13 protein-coding genes are annotated in these 16800 nt (G+C 60.8%); 4 read left to right on the top strand and 9 right to left on the bottom strand.

Annotated features, from left to right (window positions below):
* Positions 1-58 precede the first annotated feature (58 nt).
* On the top strand, positions 59-1903 hold the full coding sequence (locus NRB16_RS03460) for a LodA/GoxA family CTQ-dependent oxidase (RefSeq protein WP_045488505.1): 1845 nt from the start codon (positions 59-61) through the stop codon (positions 1901-1903).
* Positions 1900-3030, top strand: coding sequence for a tryptophan 7-halogenase (locus NRB16_RS03465; RefSeq protein WP_257105480.1), 1131 nt, complete (start codon positions 1900-1902; stop codon positions 3028-3030). Before NRB16_RS03460 ends, NRB16_RS03465 begins: the two co-directional genes overlap by 4 nt.
* A 51-nt stretch (positions 3031-3081) precedes the next feature.
* Here NRB16_RS03465 and nhaA read toward each other — a convergent pair whose 3' ends face one another.
* The 8 genes from nhaA to NRB16_RS03505 all read right to left on the bottom strand — a co-directional run bounded on the left by nhaA (position 3082) and on the right by NRB16_RS03505 (position 12058).
* Positions 3082-4248, bottom strand: coding sequence for a Na+/H+ antiporter NhaA (gene nhaA / locus NRB16_RS03470; RefSeq protein ID WP_257105481.1), 1167 nt, complete (start codon positions 4246-4248; stop codon positions 3082-3084).
* Positions 4249-4464: 216 nt separating this feature from the next.
* On the bottom strand, positions 4465-6078 hold the full coding sequence (locus tag NRB16_RS03475; RefSeq protein ID WP_257105482.1) for an NAD(P)/FAD-dependent oxidoreductase: 1614 nt from the start codon (positions 6076-6078) through the stop codon (positions 4465-4467).
* Positions 6079-6170: 92 nt separating this feature from the next.
* On the bottom strand, positions 6171-6854 hold the full coding sequence (locus NRB16_RS03480; protein ID WP_045488512.1) for a COG3650 family protein: 684 nt from the start codon (positions 6852-6854) through the stop codon (positions 6171-6173).
* Between the two features lie 202 nt (positions 6855-7056).
* Positions 7057-7758, bottom strand: a complete 702-nt coding sequence (locus NRB16_RS03485; protein WP_045488514.1) for an ABC transporter ATP-binding protein — start codon at positions 7756-7758, stop codon at positions 7057-7059.
* A complete protein-coding gene (livG, locus tag NRB16_RS03490) occupies positions 7759-8526 on the bottom strand; it encodes a high-affinity branched-chain amino acid ABC transporter ATP-binding protein LivG (protein ID WP_045488516.1) in 768 nt (255 codons plus the stop codon).
* Positions 8523-9791, bottom strand: a complete 1269-nt coding sequence (locus tag NRB16_RS03495) for a high-affinity branched-chain amino acid ABC transporter permease LivM (RefSeq protein ID WP_045488518.1) — start codon at positions 9789-9791, stop codon at positions 8523-8525. The genes livG and NRB16_RS03495 overlap by 4 nt, the downstream gene beginning before the upstream one ends.
* Entirely contained in the window at positions 9788-10717 is a 930-nt protein-coding gene (gene livH, locus NRB16_RS03500; RefSeq protein WP_045488520.1) for a high-affinity branched-chain amino acid ABC transporter permease LivH, read from the bottom strand. The genes NRB16_RS03495 and livH overlap by 4 nt, the downstream gene beginning before the upstream one ends.
* Positions 10718-10930: 213 nt before the next feature.
* A complete protein-coding gene (locus NRB16_RS03505; RefSeq protein ID WP_253139004.1) occupies positions 10931-12058 on the bottom strand; it encodes a branched-chain amino acid ABC transporter substrate-binding protein in 1128 nt (375 codons plus the stop codon).
* Positions 12059-12417: 359 nt separating this feature from the next.
* Here NRB16_RS03505 and NRB16_RS03510 point away from each other — a divergent pair, with 359 nt between their 5' ends.
* A complete protein-coding gene (locus NRB16_RS03510) occupies positions 12418-12723 on the top strand; it encodes a DUF2288 domain-containing protein (protein ID WP_045494410.1) in 306 nt (101 codons plus the stop codon).
* Between the two features lie 105 nt (positions 12724-12828).
* Here NRB16_RS03510 and NRB16_RS03515 read toward each other — a convergent pair whose 3' ends face one another.
* Positions 12829-15144, bottom strand: coding sequence for a bifunctional diguanylate cyclase/phosphodiesterase (locus tag NRB16_RS03515; RefSeq protein WP_257105483.1), 2316 nt, complete (start codon positions 15142-15144; stop codon positions 12829-12831).
* 245 nt (positions 15145-15389) lie between these two features.
* Here NRB16_RS03515 and NRB16_RS03520 point away from each other — a divergent pair, with 245 nt between their 5' ends.
* Positions 15390-16727 (top strand): MFS transporter, encoded by a 1338-nt coding sequence (locus NRB16_RS03520; RefSeq protein WP_253139002.1) that lies wholly within the window; start codon positions 15390-15392, stop codon positions 16725-16727.
* Positions 16728-16800: the final 73 nt, after the last annotated feature.

The following is a 16800-nucleotide window of genomic DNA, read 5'->3' on the forward strand; positions in this document are numbered from 1 at the left end:
TTTACTCGCTGTGCCAAACCTACATCGGATGGTGACTTTTCTTTCAAGGGAAAACGAAATGGGCGACAGAAGTGGCGACAAGGATATCGTTTACGCAAAGATTCACCCGTCCATTGGCATTGCACGGGTCGGTAATTCAAAGGACGAGTTTTATATCGGACCGCAGGTCGTCGAACCCAAGCCGCAGCCAGCCGGGTTTTATCGCGATAGCACCGGCGCGCTGAAGCGCGAGGTCGCGCAATTTCGGATCTACGGCTATGACGCACAGGGCAAAGTGGTCCGCGAGCTGTATATGGACAAGGAGGTACAGGTCGAGTGGACGGTGGAACTCGCCAACCACAAGGCTGCCTGGTACAACTTCGAACTGGCGCTGGACATTCCTGAGGCTGCAAGCTTGGCGCCAACCAGGCGCAACGCGGACGTGAAAGCCCCGCAACGCAGTGCGCTGTCGATCTTGCCGGGTGCACGGACGATCAAGTCGCCGAATGCGCAGGGTGATGAGTACCGCTTTAGCGGCGGCAAGTTTTTTGACATCGAGGTCCCGCTGGGCGAATTGCGCACCGACGCCCATGGTCGGTTGCAAGTTTTCGGCGGTCATGGCAAATCCGGCTCCTGCGACGGCAAGGCACCGGTAACCTTCGCCAACAATGATGGCTGGTACGACGATACCAGCGACGGCCCGGTGACCGCCCGCGTGCGACTGGACGGACGCGAGCTGGAGGTCGCTCCGGCCTGGGTGGTCGTTGCGCCACCCAACTACGGACCTCAGCAGAAGTCAGTGCGCACCCTCTATGCGCTGATGACTGATCTGGCGGTCCAGGCAGGGCAACTGCCAGCTCCGCTGCATCCCTCGTTCCGCGATGACATCCTGCCGATCTTCAAGGCCATGTGTGACCTGCAATGGATGAACAGCGGCTTTGCGGCCGGCTTCGGCCATGGCATGGCGCAACATTTCCTGGCACCGGACTATTTGCACAAGCTGTCGCAGCCGGGCGAGACCTATGCCGAACTGCGCCGCACGGTGGCAAACAGTTTCCGTAACCCGGAAGATGGCGATATTTCGATGAAGCCATGGCCGTGGGTTTACGGTGATGCGATGAATGTGCCGATGCCGCTGTCGCCGCGTGCGATGAATGCACTGAGCACGACGCAGTTGGCTTTGCTGGATCGCTGGGCAGAGGGCAAATTCATTGCCGATTACGATCCCAAGCACGTTCCGGAGTATGAATTCGACAAGATCCCGTTGCAGCAGCAACCGGCCACGCTCGACCGTGCCGCGCTGGAATTCTGTCTGGCCGATGCATTTCACCCCGGTTGTGAAGTGACCTGGCCAGTGCGCCACGCGACCATGTACATGGAACCCTACCGCTGGCGTCACCGCAGTGCCGACAATCCCGAGCCTGACTACGGAGCCAACCTGACGCCGACCAGCGTGGCTTCCTACAATGGCCCACTGTATGCGCAGTTCCCGGGCTCGATCACGCGCTGGATGGCGGTGCCATGGCAGACCGATACCGCCAGTTGCCGCTCCGGCTACGACAAGCAATATGATCCGCACTTGCCGACCTTCTGGCCGGCGCGGGTGCCCAACCAGGTCCTCAGTGCCGATAACTACCGCAAGGTTGTGGATGCCAGCCTGAGCAAGGAAGAGCGGCTGCGGGCCTTCAATGAGCGTTCTGACTGGAACCGTACTCTGGGGATCACGGATCCACTGCAGACGATGGTGGATCACTTTGATCGCCAGGGCATCGTCGAGGTTCGTTATAAAGACCTCAACGATCCGGACTTCCCGGATGTGATGCAGGTCGAGGACCGTGGTGGCGATGATTTGAGTTCCGAAGCGCAGGAGCTGGTTGATCACGACATCCGTGAAATGCTCATCGCCGGGACGCCGAGGGTGTGATTCAGCCAGCACGGTGCGCACCTCAACAGCACTGGGACGTCATCGTGTGCGGCGCCGGGCCTGCGGGCTCGGCGCTGGCGCGTCGACTGGCCGGGCGGCATCGGGTGCTTGTGGTGGATCGTGAATTGCCGTCTGGCTCTACGCGCATGGCGCAGACATGGCGCATCGGTGAATCACTTCCAGGTTCGGCTGCCGTGCTGTTACGGCGGCAAAACCTGCTGGAGCGGTTCCTGGCTGACGGCCATGCCGAGCGCTGTGCCAGTGTCTCTGTCTGGGATAGCGTCGAGCCGGTCTGGTTCGACGCCTTGCGCGACCCGGCAGGTCCAGGCTGGCATCTGGACCGCATGCGTTTTGATGCCATGCTGCGCGACGCTGCGCACCAAGCGGGGGCTGCAAACGCTACGGTGCGCGGGCGGCTTGAGGTGCAGCACGATGGCACGCATTGGCAACTGGCTGATGAGCATTCGGGGGCGCAGCATCGCGCCAGGGTGGTCGTCGATGCCACCGGGCGCAATGCAGCGCTGTGCCGCAGCCTGGGTTTGCGCAGGCAGGCGGCGGATGATCTGGTGTGTGTACATGTTCTGTTGGCGGCGCAGGTGGACGATGTCGACCGCAGTACCCGCACTTGTGCAGACCAGGATGGCTGGTGGTACAGCGTGCGTGTGCCGTCAGGTGAACGGGTGCTGGCCTGTCATCTGGATGCCGATGATCCGGCACTGCGTGAGTTGCGTAACGCCAGGGTGTTGCTCGAACGCGCCCGGCGTCTGCCGCTGTTGGCGGCGGTGCTGCCGCCAGATGTCGGGGCTGCGCAGACTCATGTCTGCCCGGCAGGCAGTGTGGCGCTGGACTTGAGCGGGTGCGCGCAGCGGCCAGGCTTCTACGCGGTCGGTGACGCTGTGCTGGCTTTCGATCCGCTGTCGTCGCAAGGTTTATTCCACACGCTGGCGTCGGCTGACAGTGCGGCCAGCGCCATCGAAGGCTATCTGCAAGGCAACGACCTTGCTGCGCACGCCTATTGGTCCGAAATGCAGCAGGTCCAGGACCGTTACTTTACTCATCTGGCGGCCACCTATGCGGGCCCGGTACGTCACCGTGAGCGTCCGTTCTGGGCGCGGCGGCTGGCCTGAACGTGATGAGTGCCGCTGCAGCCTTGTGTAGCGGCCACTCAACTCGGGCTGTCAGCGCTTGGCGCTGGCCATGGCCATTACCGCATAGCCAATCAGCGCGGCCAGCAATGAGCCCGTCAGAATGCCCATTCGGTCCACACCGGCAAACGGGCTGACACCCGGCACAAAGGCCAGTGAGCCAACAAACAGGCTCATGGTGAAGCCAATCCCGCACAGGATCGACACGCCCAGTACCTGACCCCAGTTAGCCTCGCTCGGTAACTTCGCCAGCCCACAAGCCACCACCAGCCAGGTCAGGCCGAATACCCCAAGGGTCTTGCCCAGCAACAGCCCGGCGCTGATGCCCATCGATACCGGGTGGGTGAAGCTTTCCAGGCTTAACCCGGCCAATGGCACGCCGGCATTGGCGAAGGCAAACAGCGGCAGGATGGCGAACGCCACCCAAGGGTGCAGCCCGTGCTCCAGGCTCAACAGCGGCGAGTCTTCACCGGCCTGGGTGCGCAGCGGAATACACATTGCCAGGGCGACCCCGGCCAGGGTCGCGTGTAAACCGCTTTTGAGCACGCACACCCACAGCACCAGGCCAACCAGCAGGTAAGGCGCCAGACGCACGACGCCCAAGCGATTGAGGATGATCAGCGTCAGCAATGACAGCGCCGCCAGGCCCAGTGCCAGGTGCGACAGTTCACCTGAATAGAACAGCGCGATGACGATGATCGCGCCCAGATCGTCGATGATCGCCAGGGTCATGAGAAACAGTTTGAGCGACAACGGCACGCGCTTGCCGAGCAGCGCCAGCACGCCAAGTGCGAAGGCAATATCAGTGGCCATGGGGATTGCCCAGCCGCCCAACGCCGTGCTGTTGTTCATATTGAGCAGCACGTAGATGGCGGCTGGCACGACCATGCCGCCGATGGCGGCCGCGCCGGGCAGGATGATCTGTGCAGGGTTGGAAAGATGGCCCTCGAGGATCTCGCGTTTGACCTCCAGGCCAATGACCAGCAAGAACAGCGCCATCAGCCCGTCATTGATCCATAGCAATGCCGGCTTGGCGATTTGCAGGCTGCCGATCTGGGCGACTACCGGGGCCTCGAGAAAGGCATTGTACAGCCAGGACAGTGGCGAATTGTTGATGATCAGCGCCGCGGCAGCGGCGGCGATCAGCAGCAGGCCACCGGCGGCTTCGAGTTGAAAGAAACGGATGATCGTAGTGCGCATGGGCCGGATCGCTCTCCAGAGGGAAGAAAAGACACCGGGTTCGTAACAGCGGGCGTTGCGCCAGCATTTTGCACAGCTACGGGGGTGTCCGGAGTTGCGAAAAGTTTAACGGGCCCCCCACAGATTCTGTGGTGGAAGCGTCTCTTAATACTGTAGGACGTTTCTGTAAATTATCGTTGGTCGCGGCTGAGCGGAGGACCGCCCAGCCGCCTGTCATCAATCAGCGATGCCCAGCAGATCTCGCGCTACCGCTTCGGCAATGCGGATACCGTCCACACCTGCCGACAGAATGCCGCCGGCATAGCCTGCGCCTTCACCCGCCGGGTACAGCCCCTTGACGTTGAGGCTCTGCATGTCTTTGCCACGGGTGATGCGCACCGGCGCCGAGGTGCGGGTTTCAAGCCCGGTGAGCACGGCGTCATGCAGGGCGTAGCCCTTGATCTGCCGGTCGAACACCGGCAGTGCTTCGCGGATCGCATCGATGGCGAAGGCCGGCAGGGCCTGGGCCAGGTCCACCAGTTTCACGCCGGGTTTGTAGGACGGCTCGACGCTGCCCAGTGCGGTGGACGCCTTGCCGGCAATGAAATCACCGACCAGTTGCGCCGGCGCTTCATAGTTGCTGCCGCCCAGCTCATAGGCCAGCGACTCCAGGCGCTCCTGGAACTCGATGCCCGCCAGTGGTCCGCCGGGGTAGTCACGCTCGGGGTCGATGCCCACCACCAGGCCGGAGTTGGCATTGCGCTCGTTGCGCGAATACTGGCTCATGCCGTTGGTCACGACGCGGTTCGGTTCGGAAGTGGCTGCCACCACTGTGCCGCCCGGGCACATGCAGAAGCTGTATACCGAACGGTTGTTGCTGGCGTGATACACCAGCTTGTAGTCGGCCGCACCCAGTTTCGGGTGGCCGGCATACTTGCCCAGTCGCGCCTGGTCGATCAGGGTCTGCGGGTGTTCGATCCGAAAACCTACCGAAAACGGCTTGGCTTCCATGTACACGCCCCGCCCGTGCAGCATGCGGAAGGTGTCACGGGCGCTGTGACCCAGCGCCAGCACCACATGTTGCGAGTCGATGCGCTCGCCGTTGGCCAGTTCGACGCCTTGTAGCTGGCCGTCTTCGATCAGCAGGTCAGTGACCTTGTGCTCGAAACGCACCTCGCCGCCCAGCGCGATGATTTCGGCGCGCATGTTCTCGACCATGCCGGTCAGGCGGAAGGTGCCGATGTGCGGTTTGCTGACATACAGAATTTCGTCCGGCGCACCGGCCTTGACGAACTCATGGAGTACTTTGCGACCATGAAACAACGGGTCCTTGATCTGGCTGTACAGCTTGCCGTCGGAGAACGTGCCGGCGCCGCCTTCGCCAAACTGCACGTTGGACTCGGTGTTGAGGATGCTTTTGCGCCACAGCCCCCACGTATCTTTGGTGCGCTGGCGGACTTCCTTGCCGCGCTCCAGCACGATCGGTTTGAAGCCCATCTGGGCCAGCAGCAGACCGGCGAAGATACCGCACGGGCCGAAACCGATGACCACCGGACGGCGATCGAAGCCTTGTGGGGCGTGGCCGACGAACTTATAGCTGACATCTGGCGCCGGACCGATCTGCCGGTCGTTGGCCAGTTTGTCCAGCAGCGCTGCTTCGTCGCGGACCGTGAAGTCCAGGGTGTAGATGAAGAACAGCTCGGTGGATTTCTTGCGCGCATCGTAGCTGCGCTTGAACACGGTGAAATCCAGCAGGTCGCTGTCGGTGATGCCCAGGCGCTGGACCAGGGCGGTACGCAGCTCTTCATCAGGGTGATCGAGGGGCAGCTTGAGTTCGTTGATTCGTAACATTGAGGCACATCCGGTTTCGGGCCGCAGGTTCAGCCCGGCAGCACTACAAGAACCGGGCATTATATGCGGCATCGATGCCTAGATGTTATGCGTCAGTCATTTCTTGAACCACCGTAATAGCCACAGCCGCGTACGGCCTGGCCATTGATCCGCAACTCTGCGCTCAGGTGGCGCAGCGCGCCGCTCTTGCTGTCGACACAACGTTGCGGTGCGACCCACAGCTCGACGCGCTGGCCGTTGGCTTCGCTGCTCAGGTTGAAGCGGCCATCGGGCAGTTGTTCTTCCAGGTAGGGCAGGGCGACCGGTGGTTGGCCCTGGACATCGATGATCATGCCCTTGCCGCTGACATTCACGTTCCATACCGGGTTCTCGCCATCGGCATGCAGGGTCAGGCGCTTGAAGTTCGGGTCTTCGCAGGCCTGGCCTGTGCGTTCAACCCGGTACCACTGATGCAGGTCCAACTGGCCGTCGCCGCCTTCGGCCTTGCTGGCATTGAAGCGGCCGCGCAGATCAGCGAACACTTTGCCTTGGGCATCGGCCAGGCCGGCGGCTTCCTGCAGGATGGCGGTATTGCCCCGGTCCAGCACCACATAGCGGCGCGGCTCGCCGCAGGGCTGGAACAGCAACTTGCCGTTATCGCCAGTGAGGGTGCCCTGCATACGGGTCATGCCGGCGGTTGAAACCTTGACCGGGGCGCTGGATTGCAGATTGAGCAGTTGGCAGCCCGCGAACAGCGGCAGCATAGAGAAGAGAAGGGCAGAGCGGAAAGCGGACATGCGACGGCCTCACAGACAGATGCCGACACGTTACGCACAGCGGGGATGGATCTCAAGTGAAGAGCGTCGCCTGCGGAGCAGCCTCCCACCGAGTCGCAGGTGTATCTACTATTTGAGCGCGCCTCCCACAAGGCCTGCGTCGAGCCGGAATCTGGCGAACGACAGGTACCTGTGGGAGGCGGCTCTGCTGGCGAATGGAACGTCAGCCGCCCAGATAAGCCTCACGCACTTTCGGGTCGACCAGCAGGTCTTCACCGCTGCCCTGCATCACCACCCGGCCATTTTCCAGCACATAGGCGCGGTCAGCGATTTTCAGGGCCTGGTTGGCGTTCTGCTCGACCAGAAACACCGTCACGCCATCACGGCGCAGTTGCTCGATGATGTCGAAGATCTGCTGGATGATGATCGGTGCCAGGCCGAGCGAAGGCTCGTCGAGCAGCAGCAGCTTGGGTTTGCTCATCAGCGCGCGGCCAATGGCAAGCATCTGCTGTTCGCCGCCGGACATGGTGCCGCCGCGTTGGCTGAAGCGCTCCTTGAGGCGCGGGAACAGGTGCAGGACCTTGTCCATCTGTTCCTGATAGTCGCCCTTGTCAGTAAAGAAACCGCCCATGGCGAGGTTTTCTTCGACGGTCAGGCGGGCGAACACCCGGCGGCCTTCCGGCACTACCGCAATGCTCTTGCGCATGATCACCGAGGACTCCTGGCCCACCAGTTCTTCACCCAGGTAGCGGATGCTGCCGCTATGGGCGCGCGGCGAGCCGCACAGGGTCATCAACAGAGTGGACTTGCCGGCGCCGTTGGCACCGATCAGGGTGACGATCTCGCCCTTGCGCACCTCGACATTGACGCTGTGCAGCGCCTGGATCTTGCCGTAGAAGGTAGAAACGTTTTCGAACTGCAGCATTTACGCTTCCCCCAGGTAGGCTTTGATCACGTCGGGATTGTCACGGATTTGCTGTGGCGTGCCGTCAGCCAGCGGCGTGCCCTGATTGATCACGAAGATGTGGTCAGAGATGGTCATGACCAGTTTCATGTCGTGTTCGATCAGCAGCACGGTCGCGTTGTGCTCGTTACGCAAGACACCGATCAGCGCCTTGAGGTCGTCGGTCTCCCGCGGGTTGAGGCCCGCAGCCGGCTCGTCGAGCATCAGGATGCGCGGACGGGTCATCATGCAGCGGGCGATTTCCAGGCGGCGCTGCTGACCGTAGGCCAGGGTGCCGGCCGGGCGGTTGGCGAACTCCTTGAGGTTGACCGCTTCGAGCCAGTGCTCGGCGTAGTCCATCGCTTCGCTTTCGCTGCGGCGAAACGCCGGGGTCTTGAACAGGCCGGCCAGGAAGTTGGTATTCAGGTGGCGGTGCTGGGCGACCAGCAGGTTTTCCACGGCGGTCATGTCTTTGAACAACCGCACGTTCTGGAAGGTCCGCACCACGCCTTTGCGGGCAATCTGGTGACCGGCCAGGCCATGGATTGCCTCGCCGTCGAGCAGGATGCTGCCGGAAGTCGGTTTGTAGAAACCGGTCAGGCAGTTGAATACCGTGGTCTTGCCGGCGCCGTTGGGGCCGATGATCGACACCACCTGTTTTTCATTGACGGTCAGGGCCACACCATTGACGGCCAGCAGGCCGCCGAAGCGCATGGACAGACCCGAAGCTTGCAGAAGTGGGCGGCTCATTTGCTCGGCTCCGATTTCAATTTCATTTCGGGGCGCTGCATCGGCAGGAAGCCTTGAGGACGCCAGACCATCATCAGCACCATCATGGCGCCGAACATCAACATCCGGTATTCGCTGAACTCGCGCATCAATTCCGGCAGCAGGATCATGACGATTGCTGCCAGGATCACGCCAAGCTGCGAGCCCATGCCACCGAGTACCACAATGGCAAGAATGATCGCCGACTCGATGAAGGTGAACGATTCCGGTGTCACCAGACCCTGGCGGGCGGCAAAGAAGCTACCGGCGAAACCTGCGAACGCAGCGCCCAGGGTGAAGGCGGAAAGCTTGATCACGGTCGGGTTCAGGCCCAGTGCACGGCAGGCGATCTCGTCTTCACGCAACGCTTCCCAAGCGCGGCCGATCGGCATGCGCAGCAGGCGATTGATGACGAACAGAGCGAACAGCGCGAGCATCAGGGCAACCAGATAGAGGAAGATCACCTTGTTGATCGAGTTGTAGGGCAGGCCGAAGAACTCGTGGAAGGTCTGCATCCCCTCAGCCGCCTTGCGTTCGAACGACAGGCCGAAGAAGGTCGGTTTCTCGATGTTGCTGATACCGTTCGGGCCGCCGGTGAAACCGGTCAGGTTACGCAGCAGCAGACGAATGATTTCACCGAAACCCAGGGTCACGATTGCCAGATAGTCACCGCGTAGACGCAGCACCGGAAAGCCCAGCAGGAAGCCGAACAGCGCCGCCATCATGCCGGCAATCGGCAGGCAGACCCAGAAGCTCAGGCCGAAATAGAACGACAGCAGCGCGTAGCTGTAGGCGCCCACGGCGTAAAAGCCCACGTAGCCGAGGTCGAGCAGGCCGGCCAGACCGACCACGATGTTCAGCCCAAGGCCCAGCATCACGTAGATCAGGATCAGGGTGGCGATATCCACCGCGCCGCGTGAGCCGAAGAACGGCCAGACCAGAGCGACCATGACCATCGCCAGGATGATCCAGCGCTGGGTGCTCGGCAGGGTCAGGAAGTTGCTGGCCTTGGCCGGCATCACCGGCAGGCCTGGCGAGGAGCGCCAGGCGGCAGAGATCTGCTCGCTGAACAGTACGCGCAGGAACATTGCCAGTGCTGCACAAAGGATCACCGCGATGGTCGTGCTGCTGGCATTGAGCACCGCCAGATTGACGCCGACGATTTCCAGCTTCAGACCCAGCACCGGGTAGGCCACGGCCAGCACCAGCAAGGCGCTGAAAAACGCCGATTTGAGTTGTTTGCTCATACTTTTTCAACCTCCGGACGGCCCAGCAGACCGGTCGGCCGGAACAGCAGCACCAGAACCAGCAGGCTGAACGCCACAACGTCTTTGTACTGGTCGCCAAAGATATCGGCGCCGAAGGCTTCGGCTACACCCAGTACCAGACCGCCGAGCATTGCGCCCGGAATACTGCCAATACCACCCAATACTGCGGCAGTGAAGGCTTTGATCCCGACCAGAAAGCCCGCGTTGGGGTTGATCACCCCGTATTGCATGCTCAGCAGCACTGCTGCAACGGCGGCCAGGGCGGCACCGATGACGAAGGTCAGAGCGATGATGTTGTTAGTGTTGATACCCAGCAGGTTGGCCATCTTGATGTCTTCGGCGCAGGCACGGCAGGCGCGGCCCAGGCGAGAGCGGGAGATGAACCAGGTCAGGCCCAGCATGGTCAGCACGGTGACGATGAAGATCAGCACCTGCATGTAGGAAATGACCACTTCATGGGTACTGGCCGAGCCGAACACGAAGTTGCCCGGAATCAGGTTGGGAATCGACTTGTCCTTGGAGTCTTGCGCCAGCAGTACCGTGTTCTGCAGGAACAGCGACATGCCGATCGCGGAAATCAGCGGGATCAGACGGTTACTGCCACGCAGCGGTCGATAGGCGACCCGTTCGATGCTGTAACCATAGGCACTGGTCACCACGATACTGGCCACGAAGGCCGCCGTAATGATCAAGGGCAGACTGCCCAGGCCCATCATGGTCAGCCCGGCGATGGCGATGAAGGCCACGTAGGAGCCGATCATGTACACCTCGCCGTGGGCGAAGTTGATCATGCCGATGATGCCGTAGACCATGGTGTAGCCAATGGCGATCAAGGCGTAGGTGCTGCCAATGGTCAGGCCATTAACCAGCTGTTGAAAGAAATGATAGATGTCTATCTCGGGCATTACAGCGCTCCTGAAGGCCTACACTGAGGTTCACTGGCCAATCGTGTCCCCGTTGCGCGTCAAGGTATTGCTCCCCGCGTTGACGCAAATCCAGTGAGCCAGTGTGGCTTCGAGTTGTTCAGGTGGCGATGGAGTCTTGTGGAGCCCACGCACCTCGTAAAACAAAGCCCACTGCGGTTGCAGTGGGCTCTGGTGTTGATCGAAGGTGTGAAGTTACTTCACAGGGGCTTCGGTCTTGGTGCCGTCTTTGTGCCAGGTGTAGACCACGAACTTGAAGTTCTTCAGGTCGCCCTTGTCGTCGAACGACAGGTCGCCGGTCGGGGTCTTGAAGGTGTTGGCGCGCAGCACGGCCGCTACCTTGTCGGTGTCTTCACTCTTGGCCTTGCCGATCGCTTCGGCAAGGATCTGAACGGCAGCGTAGGACGGGAACACGAACGGACCGCTCGGGTCTTCTTTCTTGGCCTTGAACGCATCGACCAGTGCCTTGTTGGCCGGGTCCTGGTCAAAGGAAGCTGGCAGGGTCACCAGCAGACCTTCGGAAGCGTCCTGGGCGATCTGCGAGATCGACGCGTTACCCACGCCCTCTGGGCCCATGAAACCGGCTTTCAGGCCTTTTTCCTTGGCCTGGCGCAGGATCAGCCCCAGCTCAGGGTGGTAGCCACCGTAGTAGACGAAGTCGACGTTGGCCTGTTTCATTTTGGCGATCAGCGAAGAGAAGTCCTTGTCGCCGGCGTTGATGCCTTCGAACAGGGCGACCTTGACGCCGTCTTTTTCCAGGGTCTGCTTGACCGCGGTGGCGATGCCTTCACCGTATTGCTGCTTGTCGTGGATGACCGCAACGACCTGAGGCTTGACCTGCTTGGCGATGTACTCGCCAGCGGCCGGGCCCTGGGCGCTGTCCAGGCCGATGGTGCGGAACACCAGTTTGTAGCCACGTGCGGTCAGCTCAGGGCTGGTGGCGGCCGGGGTGACCATGATGATGCCTTCGTCTTCGTAGACATCCGAAGCTGGCTGGGCGGAGCTGGAGCACAGGTGGCCGATGACGTATTTCACGCCGTCGTTGACCACTTTGTTGGCCACGGCAACGGCTTGCTTGGGATCGCAGGCGTCATCGTATTCGACCGCTTCGAGCTTCTTGCCATCAACGCCGCCTTTGGCATTGAGCTGCTCAATCGCCATCTTGGCGCCACTGAACTGCATGTCGCCGTACTGGGCGACAGCGCCGGTCTTGGGACCCGCAATACCGATCTTGATGGTATCGGCTGCGAACGAATGGCTGGCCACGCCGGCCATTACCAGTGCTGCGAACAGCTTGGAAAGCTTCTTGGTACCCTTGATCATGATGCTCCACTCTTGCGTTGTAATTTTTATAATCCTGACGGCCGAGGCTGCAGGACCGAATTGCTCGATACCGGTCCAGACCACCACGCCAACTGTACCGGCACAGTTTAGAGCGCGGCTGGATCGCTTGAAAAGCTGACTGTTCGAGGCTGAACCGATGTATGTCGCCTGATTGACAGAAACTTATAGAATTTCTCTGTAATTCCGCTTTTTTGGCGCTTAAGGGCGCCCGCTTCATGCAATCGTTTGCCTCAGATCGCGCAATGCGCCGCCCGAAGCGGGGCCGGACCAGTATCGGCGGGTTTTTCTCCGGGGTTGGCAGCGCTATGATTGCGCCGATTTTCCCTTCGGTGAGACCCATGAGCCAAGACCCTAGCACCCTCTATGCCAAACTCCTCGGTGAAACGGCGGTTATCCCCTGGCAGCAATTGCAACCATTCTTTGCGAAGGGTGCCCTGTTGTGGGTCGCACCCGATCTGGATCTGATCGCCGTGGCCGAAGCCATGGCCGAAAACGATGCCGCAAAAATCTCTGCCTGGATGGCCGAAGAGCGCGTCAGCAAGCTCTCTGAAACAAGGGCTCTGGACTTTGTCGAACGTGATCCGCAACTGTGGGCGGTGGTCGTCGCACCTTGGGTTGTGATCCAGGAAAGGGCGCTTGCGTGATTTGCGCACAATAACGGTGCATGGTTTTGCGCCGATTCAGGGAGCTGCTTCATCCATAGGCTGGAAGGGTAGCAAAAGGCTATAACGGCATCCATGTCCGGTACTTCAATCCGACCAGCGCGAGCGTTTGGTACGGGTCGGGCTGTTTTGCGAGTAATGGTCCTGGCTGGCGGGCAGCTCGCTGAACAGGTCGAGTGATCGGGGGGCTTCGGCGTCTTGCTGGCGGGCCTGAAGCATCATCGAGGCCGGCCACAGGCTGACGGGATCGCGTTCATTCATCTGTTTGATCATCGGCAGCAGCCGCTCCAGCGGCTGGGGTTTGCTGAACAGATAACCCTGTACGTAATCGCTGGCGTACTGGCTGAGAAAGTCCAGTTGGGCGGGGGTTTCCACGCCTTCGGTGACGACCTTCAGGTGCAGGGTGTGAGCCATGACAATGATTGCGTGGACGATTTCCATGTCCTGGGGTGATTGAGGAATGTCCTGGATGAATGAGCGATCGATCTTCAGGGTGTCCAGCGGCAAGCGCTTGAGATATGCCAGCGAAGAGTAGCCAGTGCCGAAATCGTCGATCGACAGGGATACACCCATGCTGCGAATGCGCTTGAGCAGCAAAATGGTGTTGCTGATGTTACCCATCAGGGCGTTCTCGGTCACCTCCAGTTCCAGACGCCCTGGGGCGACATTGGCCTGGCGCAGGGCGTCCTCCACTTCATCGGCAAGCTCATCGCGGCTCAGGTTCAGGGCCGAGCAGTTGAACGCGATGATCAGCTTGTCGAAACCGTCCAGGCGCAGTGCACCCAGATCCTTGCAGGCGCGGCGCATCACCCAGTTGTCCAGTTCCCAGATCAGGCCGTTGGCTTCGGCGATACCAATGAACCGGTCCGGACTGAGCAAGCCGTGTTGCGGATGCTCCCAGCGCACCAGCGCTTCGAGCTTGGCTACATGTCCGGTACGCAAGTCGATGATTGGCTGATAGAACACCTGCAGGCCGGTTTCTTCGCGCAGTGCGTTACGCAGTTCTTCTTCAAGATGCAGTTCCAGGCTTGCCCGGGTCTTGAGTGCCGGGCTGAAAAAGTGCGCCCGGTTGCGACCGTTGCCTTTGGACTGGTAGAGGGCCAGGTCGGCATTTTTGAGCAGTTCGTCGCTGGTCTCACCATCGCGTGGAAACACCGCGATGCCAATACTGGTGGTCATCACCATGCGTCGGCCGGCCAGGGCGATGGGTTCTTTCATCTTTTGCATGACCCGGTTCGCCAAGTGCCGGGCCTCGTCGTATTCCGGCAGGCTGATCAGAATGCAGAATTCGTCACCACCAAAGCGCGCCACGACATCCTGGGTTCGGGTGGCACTGCGGATCCGCTCGGCAATCACCTTGAGCAATTCGTCCCCGGCATCGTGGCCAAGGCTGTCATTGATGCGTTTGAAGTGGTCGATATCGAGAAACATCACCGCCAGCAGAGCGCCGGTTGCACTGTGCTCAATGAGCCGTTCGGTGAACAGCTGGTTGAAACCACGACGGTTGACCAGGTTGGTCAACGGATCGTAATGCGCCACTTGCTGCAGCGAGACCCGCGCCTGGTCAAGCTGTCTGAGCAGGGTGTTGACCCGCTCCAGGTCACGCTCCTTGCTCTGCAGTTTCTTGTCGGCCATAGCGGCGCTGATACTGCCGGCAATGATCAGCAGAGTAATGGCGGCAATCGTCATGCCCAGTTGCTGGCCGTTCTCGGTGCTGGGCAATTGCAGTGGCGCGTCCAGCGGCAGCACCAGCTGCAAGGCTTGCATGCCGGTCATGTGCATCGCCAGGATGCCGGCACCCAGCAGCACGCTGGCAGCATAGCGGTACATCTGATGAAACATGCCGCTGCCTTTGCGCAAACGGCGCGGTATAACCAGCAAAGCGCCGCTGGCCATGATGGCGATCAGAATCGACAGGCTGAACAACTTCGGTTCGTAATACTGCGAGGCATCCGAGCGCATGGCCGCCATGCCGGTGTAGTGCATGGCGCTGATTGCCAGGCCGATCAAAACGGCACTGGCCAGCCAGTTCAGGGCAGTCAGCCCGGGTCGGCTCAGGCTGCGGATCGCCACGTAGCCGGCAAACATTACAAATGAAAGCGATGCCAGGGTAATGCCCAGGTCGAAAGTAATCCTCAGTGGCGCCTCGAACGCGAGCATGCTGATGAAATGCATGGCCCACACCCCGCCGGCAAGGCACAACGCGCCCAGTGCGCGCCAGACCCGCTGGTGACGGCGGGTCTCGACATTGACGGTCCGCTCGGCAATTTCCAGGGTTGCGTAGCAGGCGGCGCAGATGACCCCAAAGGCCAGCGCGACCAGAAAGATGTTATGGCTGCAGTTGAGCAGCAGTTGACCCGAATCAGGTACGCCAACGTAGACATGCAAACTCGGCCATTCCATAGCGAGCCCTGTGTGTTCACTGCCGGGGTCGCCATGCAGCGGGGGCAATGGCGCGTCGATACCATTATAGAAGCAGAAAAAAAGCTGCCAGTTCCGTCGAAATTTATTTTGCCAAGCAAGTTGTCTGCCGCCATTCGCCTCAAATGGCCGGTTTCAGTAATGAATGTTTACAGACTATGTCCGAGTGCTTGGCCGGATCGTGACTAGTCTGTGTACCACTCGATTCCCTTCGCAAGGACGCCCGGATGAATAAGCCTCTGTCGGATGTTGCCAATCAGGCCGATAACGCCTGGCGGATATTGTTTTTGTTGTTCCTGGCCAACCTGTTCAACTTTTTTGACCGGGCCATCCCGGCCATCGTGGCCGAGCCGATCCGCAAGGAGTGGTCGCTCAGCGATTTTCAGGTGGGCCTGATGGGTACAGCTTTTACCCTGGTCTACGCGATTGCCGGCTTGCCACTGGGGCGTCTGGCCGATACCGGGTCGCGCAAGACCATCATGGGGGTGGGCCTGGCGGTATGGAGCGGGTTGACGGCCGTGAACGGCATGGTCAGTCATTTCTGGAGCTTTGTGTTGGTGCGCATGGGGGTGGGGATTGGTGAGGCCAGTTATGCACCGGCCGCCAACTCGCTGATTGGCGATCTGTTCCCGGCTCAGCGCCGGGCGCGGGCCATGGGCATCTTCATGCTTGGCCTGCCGCTGGGGCTGCTGTTGGCATTCTTCACCATCGGCTCGATGGTCAAGGCCTTCGACAGTTGGCGCGCACCGTTCTTCATCGCGGCAGTGCCGGGCTTGATCCTGGCGCTGTTCATGTTCTTCATTCGCGAACCGCGACGTGGTGCGGCCGAAAGCGTGGTGGTCAGCGAAGCGCCGATCGAGCGGCCGATCCGGCGGCTGTTGAGCATCGCCACCTTCCGTTGGCTGGTGCTGGCCGGGTTGGCCTATAACTTCGCGACTTATGCATGCAACTCGTTCATGGTGCCGATGCTGCAGCGCTACTTTCAGGTGTCCTTGCAGGAAGCAGCGGTCGCGACCGGTGTGATCGTCGGTGTGACCGGCTTGATCGGCCTGACCCTGGGCGGCGTAGTGGCCGACAAATTACATGAGCGCTCGCTCAACGGTCGGTTGTTGTTCGCCGCATTCAGCATGCTGGTGGCAACGCTGGCCACTGCTTATGCCTTGCATGCCGGGCTGGTGGCGATCAGCTTGTTTGTGGCGGTGTTCAGCCTGGGCTGGCTGTTTGCCTATAACTTCTATACCTGTGTCTACCCGGCGATTCAGGACGTGGTCGAGCCGCGCTTGCGCGCAACGGCCATGGCGGTGTTCTTTGCCGGGTTATATTTGCTGGGTGGCGGCCTGGGGCCGGTGGTGGTGGGGCTGCTGTCCGATCATTTTGCCCAGCAGGCAATGCTCGCCGCTGGCGCAGGCGAAATGACCGAAGTGTTCAAGGCTGTAGGGCTGCACGGGGCGATGTACCTGATCCCGGTTGCGTTGCTGACGACCCTGATCTTTCTGCTGTTGGCCACTGGCAGCTTTGGCCGGGATGCCGAAGCGATGAAAGTGCGGATGCAGGCGGGGTTATAGCGCTGTTGTTGGTGTGCGTGGGTCGAGGCCCCCCCTCCAAGCGGGAAGGGGGGCTGGGGCGGCGCGGGTGCGG

The sequence above is a fragment of the Pseudomonas sp. LJDD11 genome (assembly GCF_024584215.1).
GTDB lineage: Bacteria > Pseudomonadota > Gammaproteobacteria > Pseudomonadales > Pseudomonadaceae > Aquipseudomonas.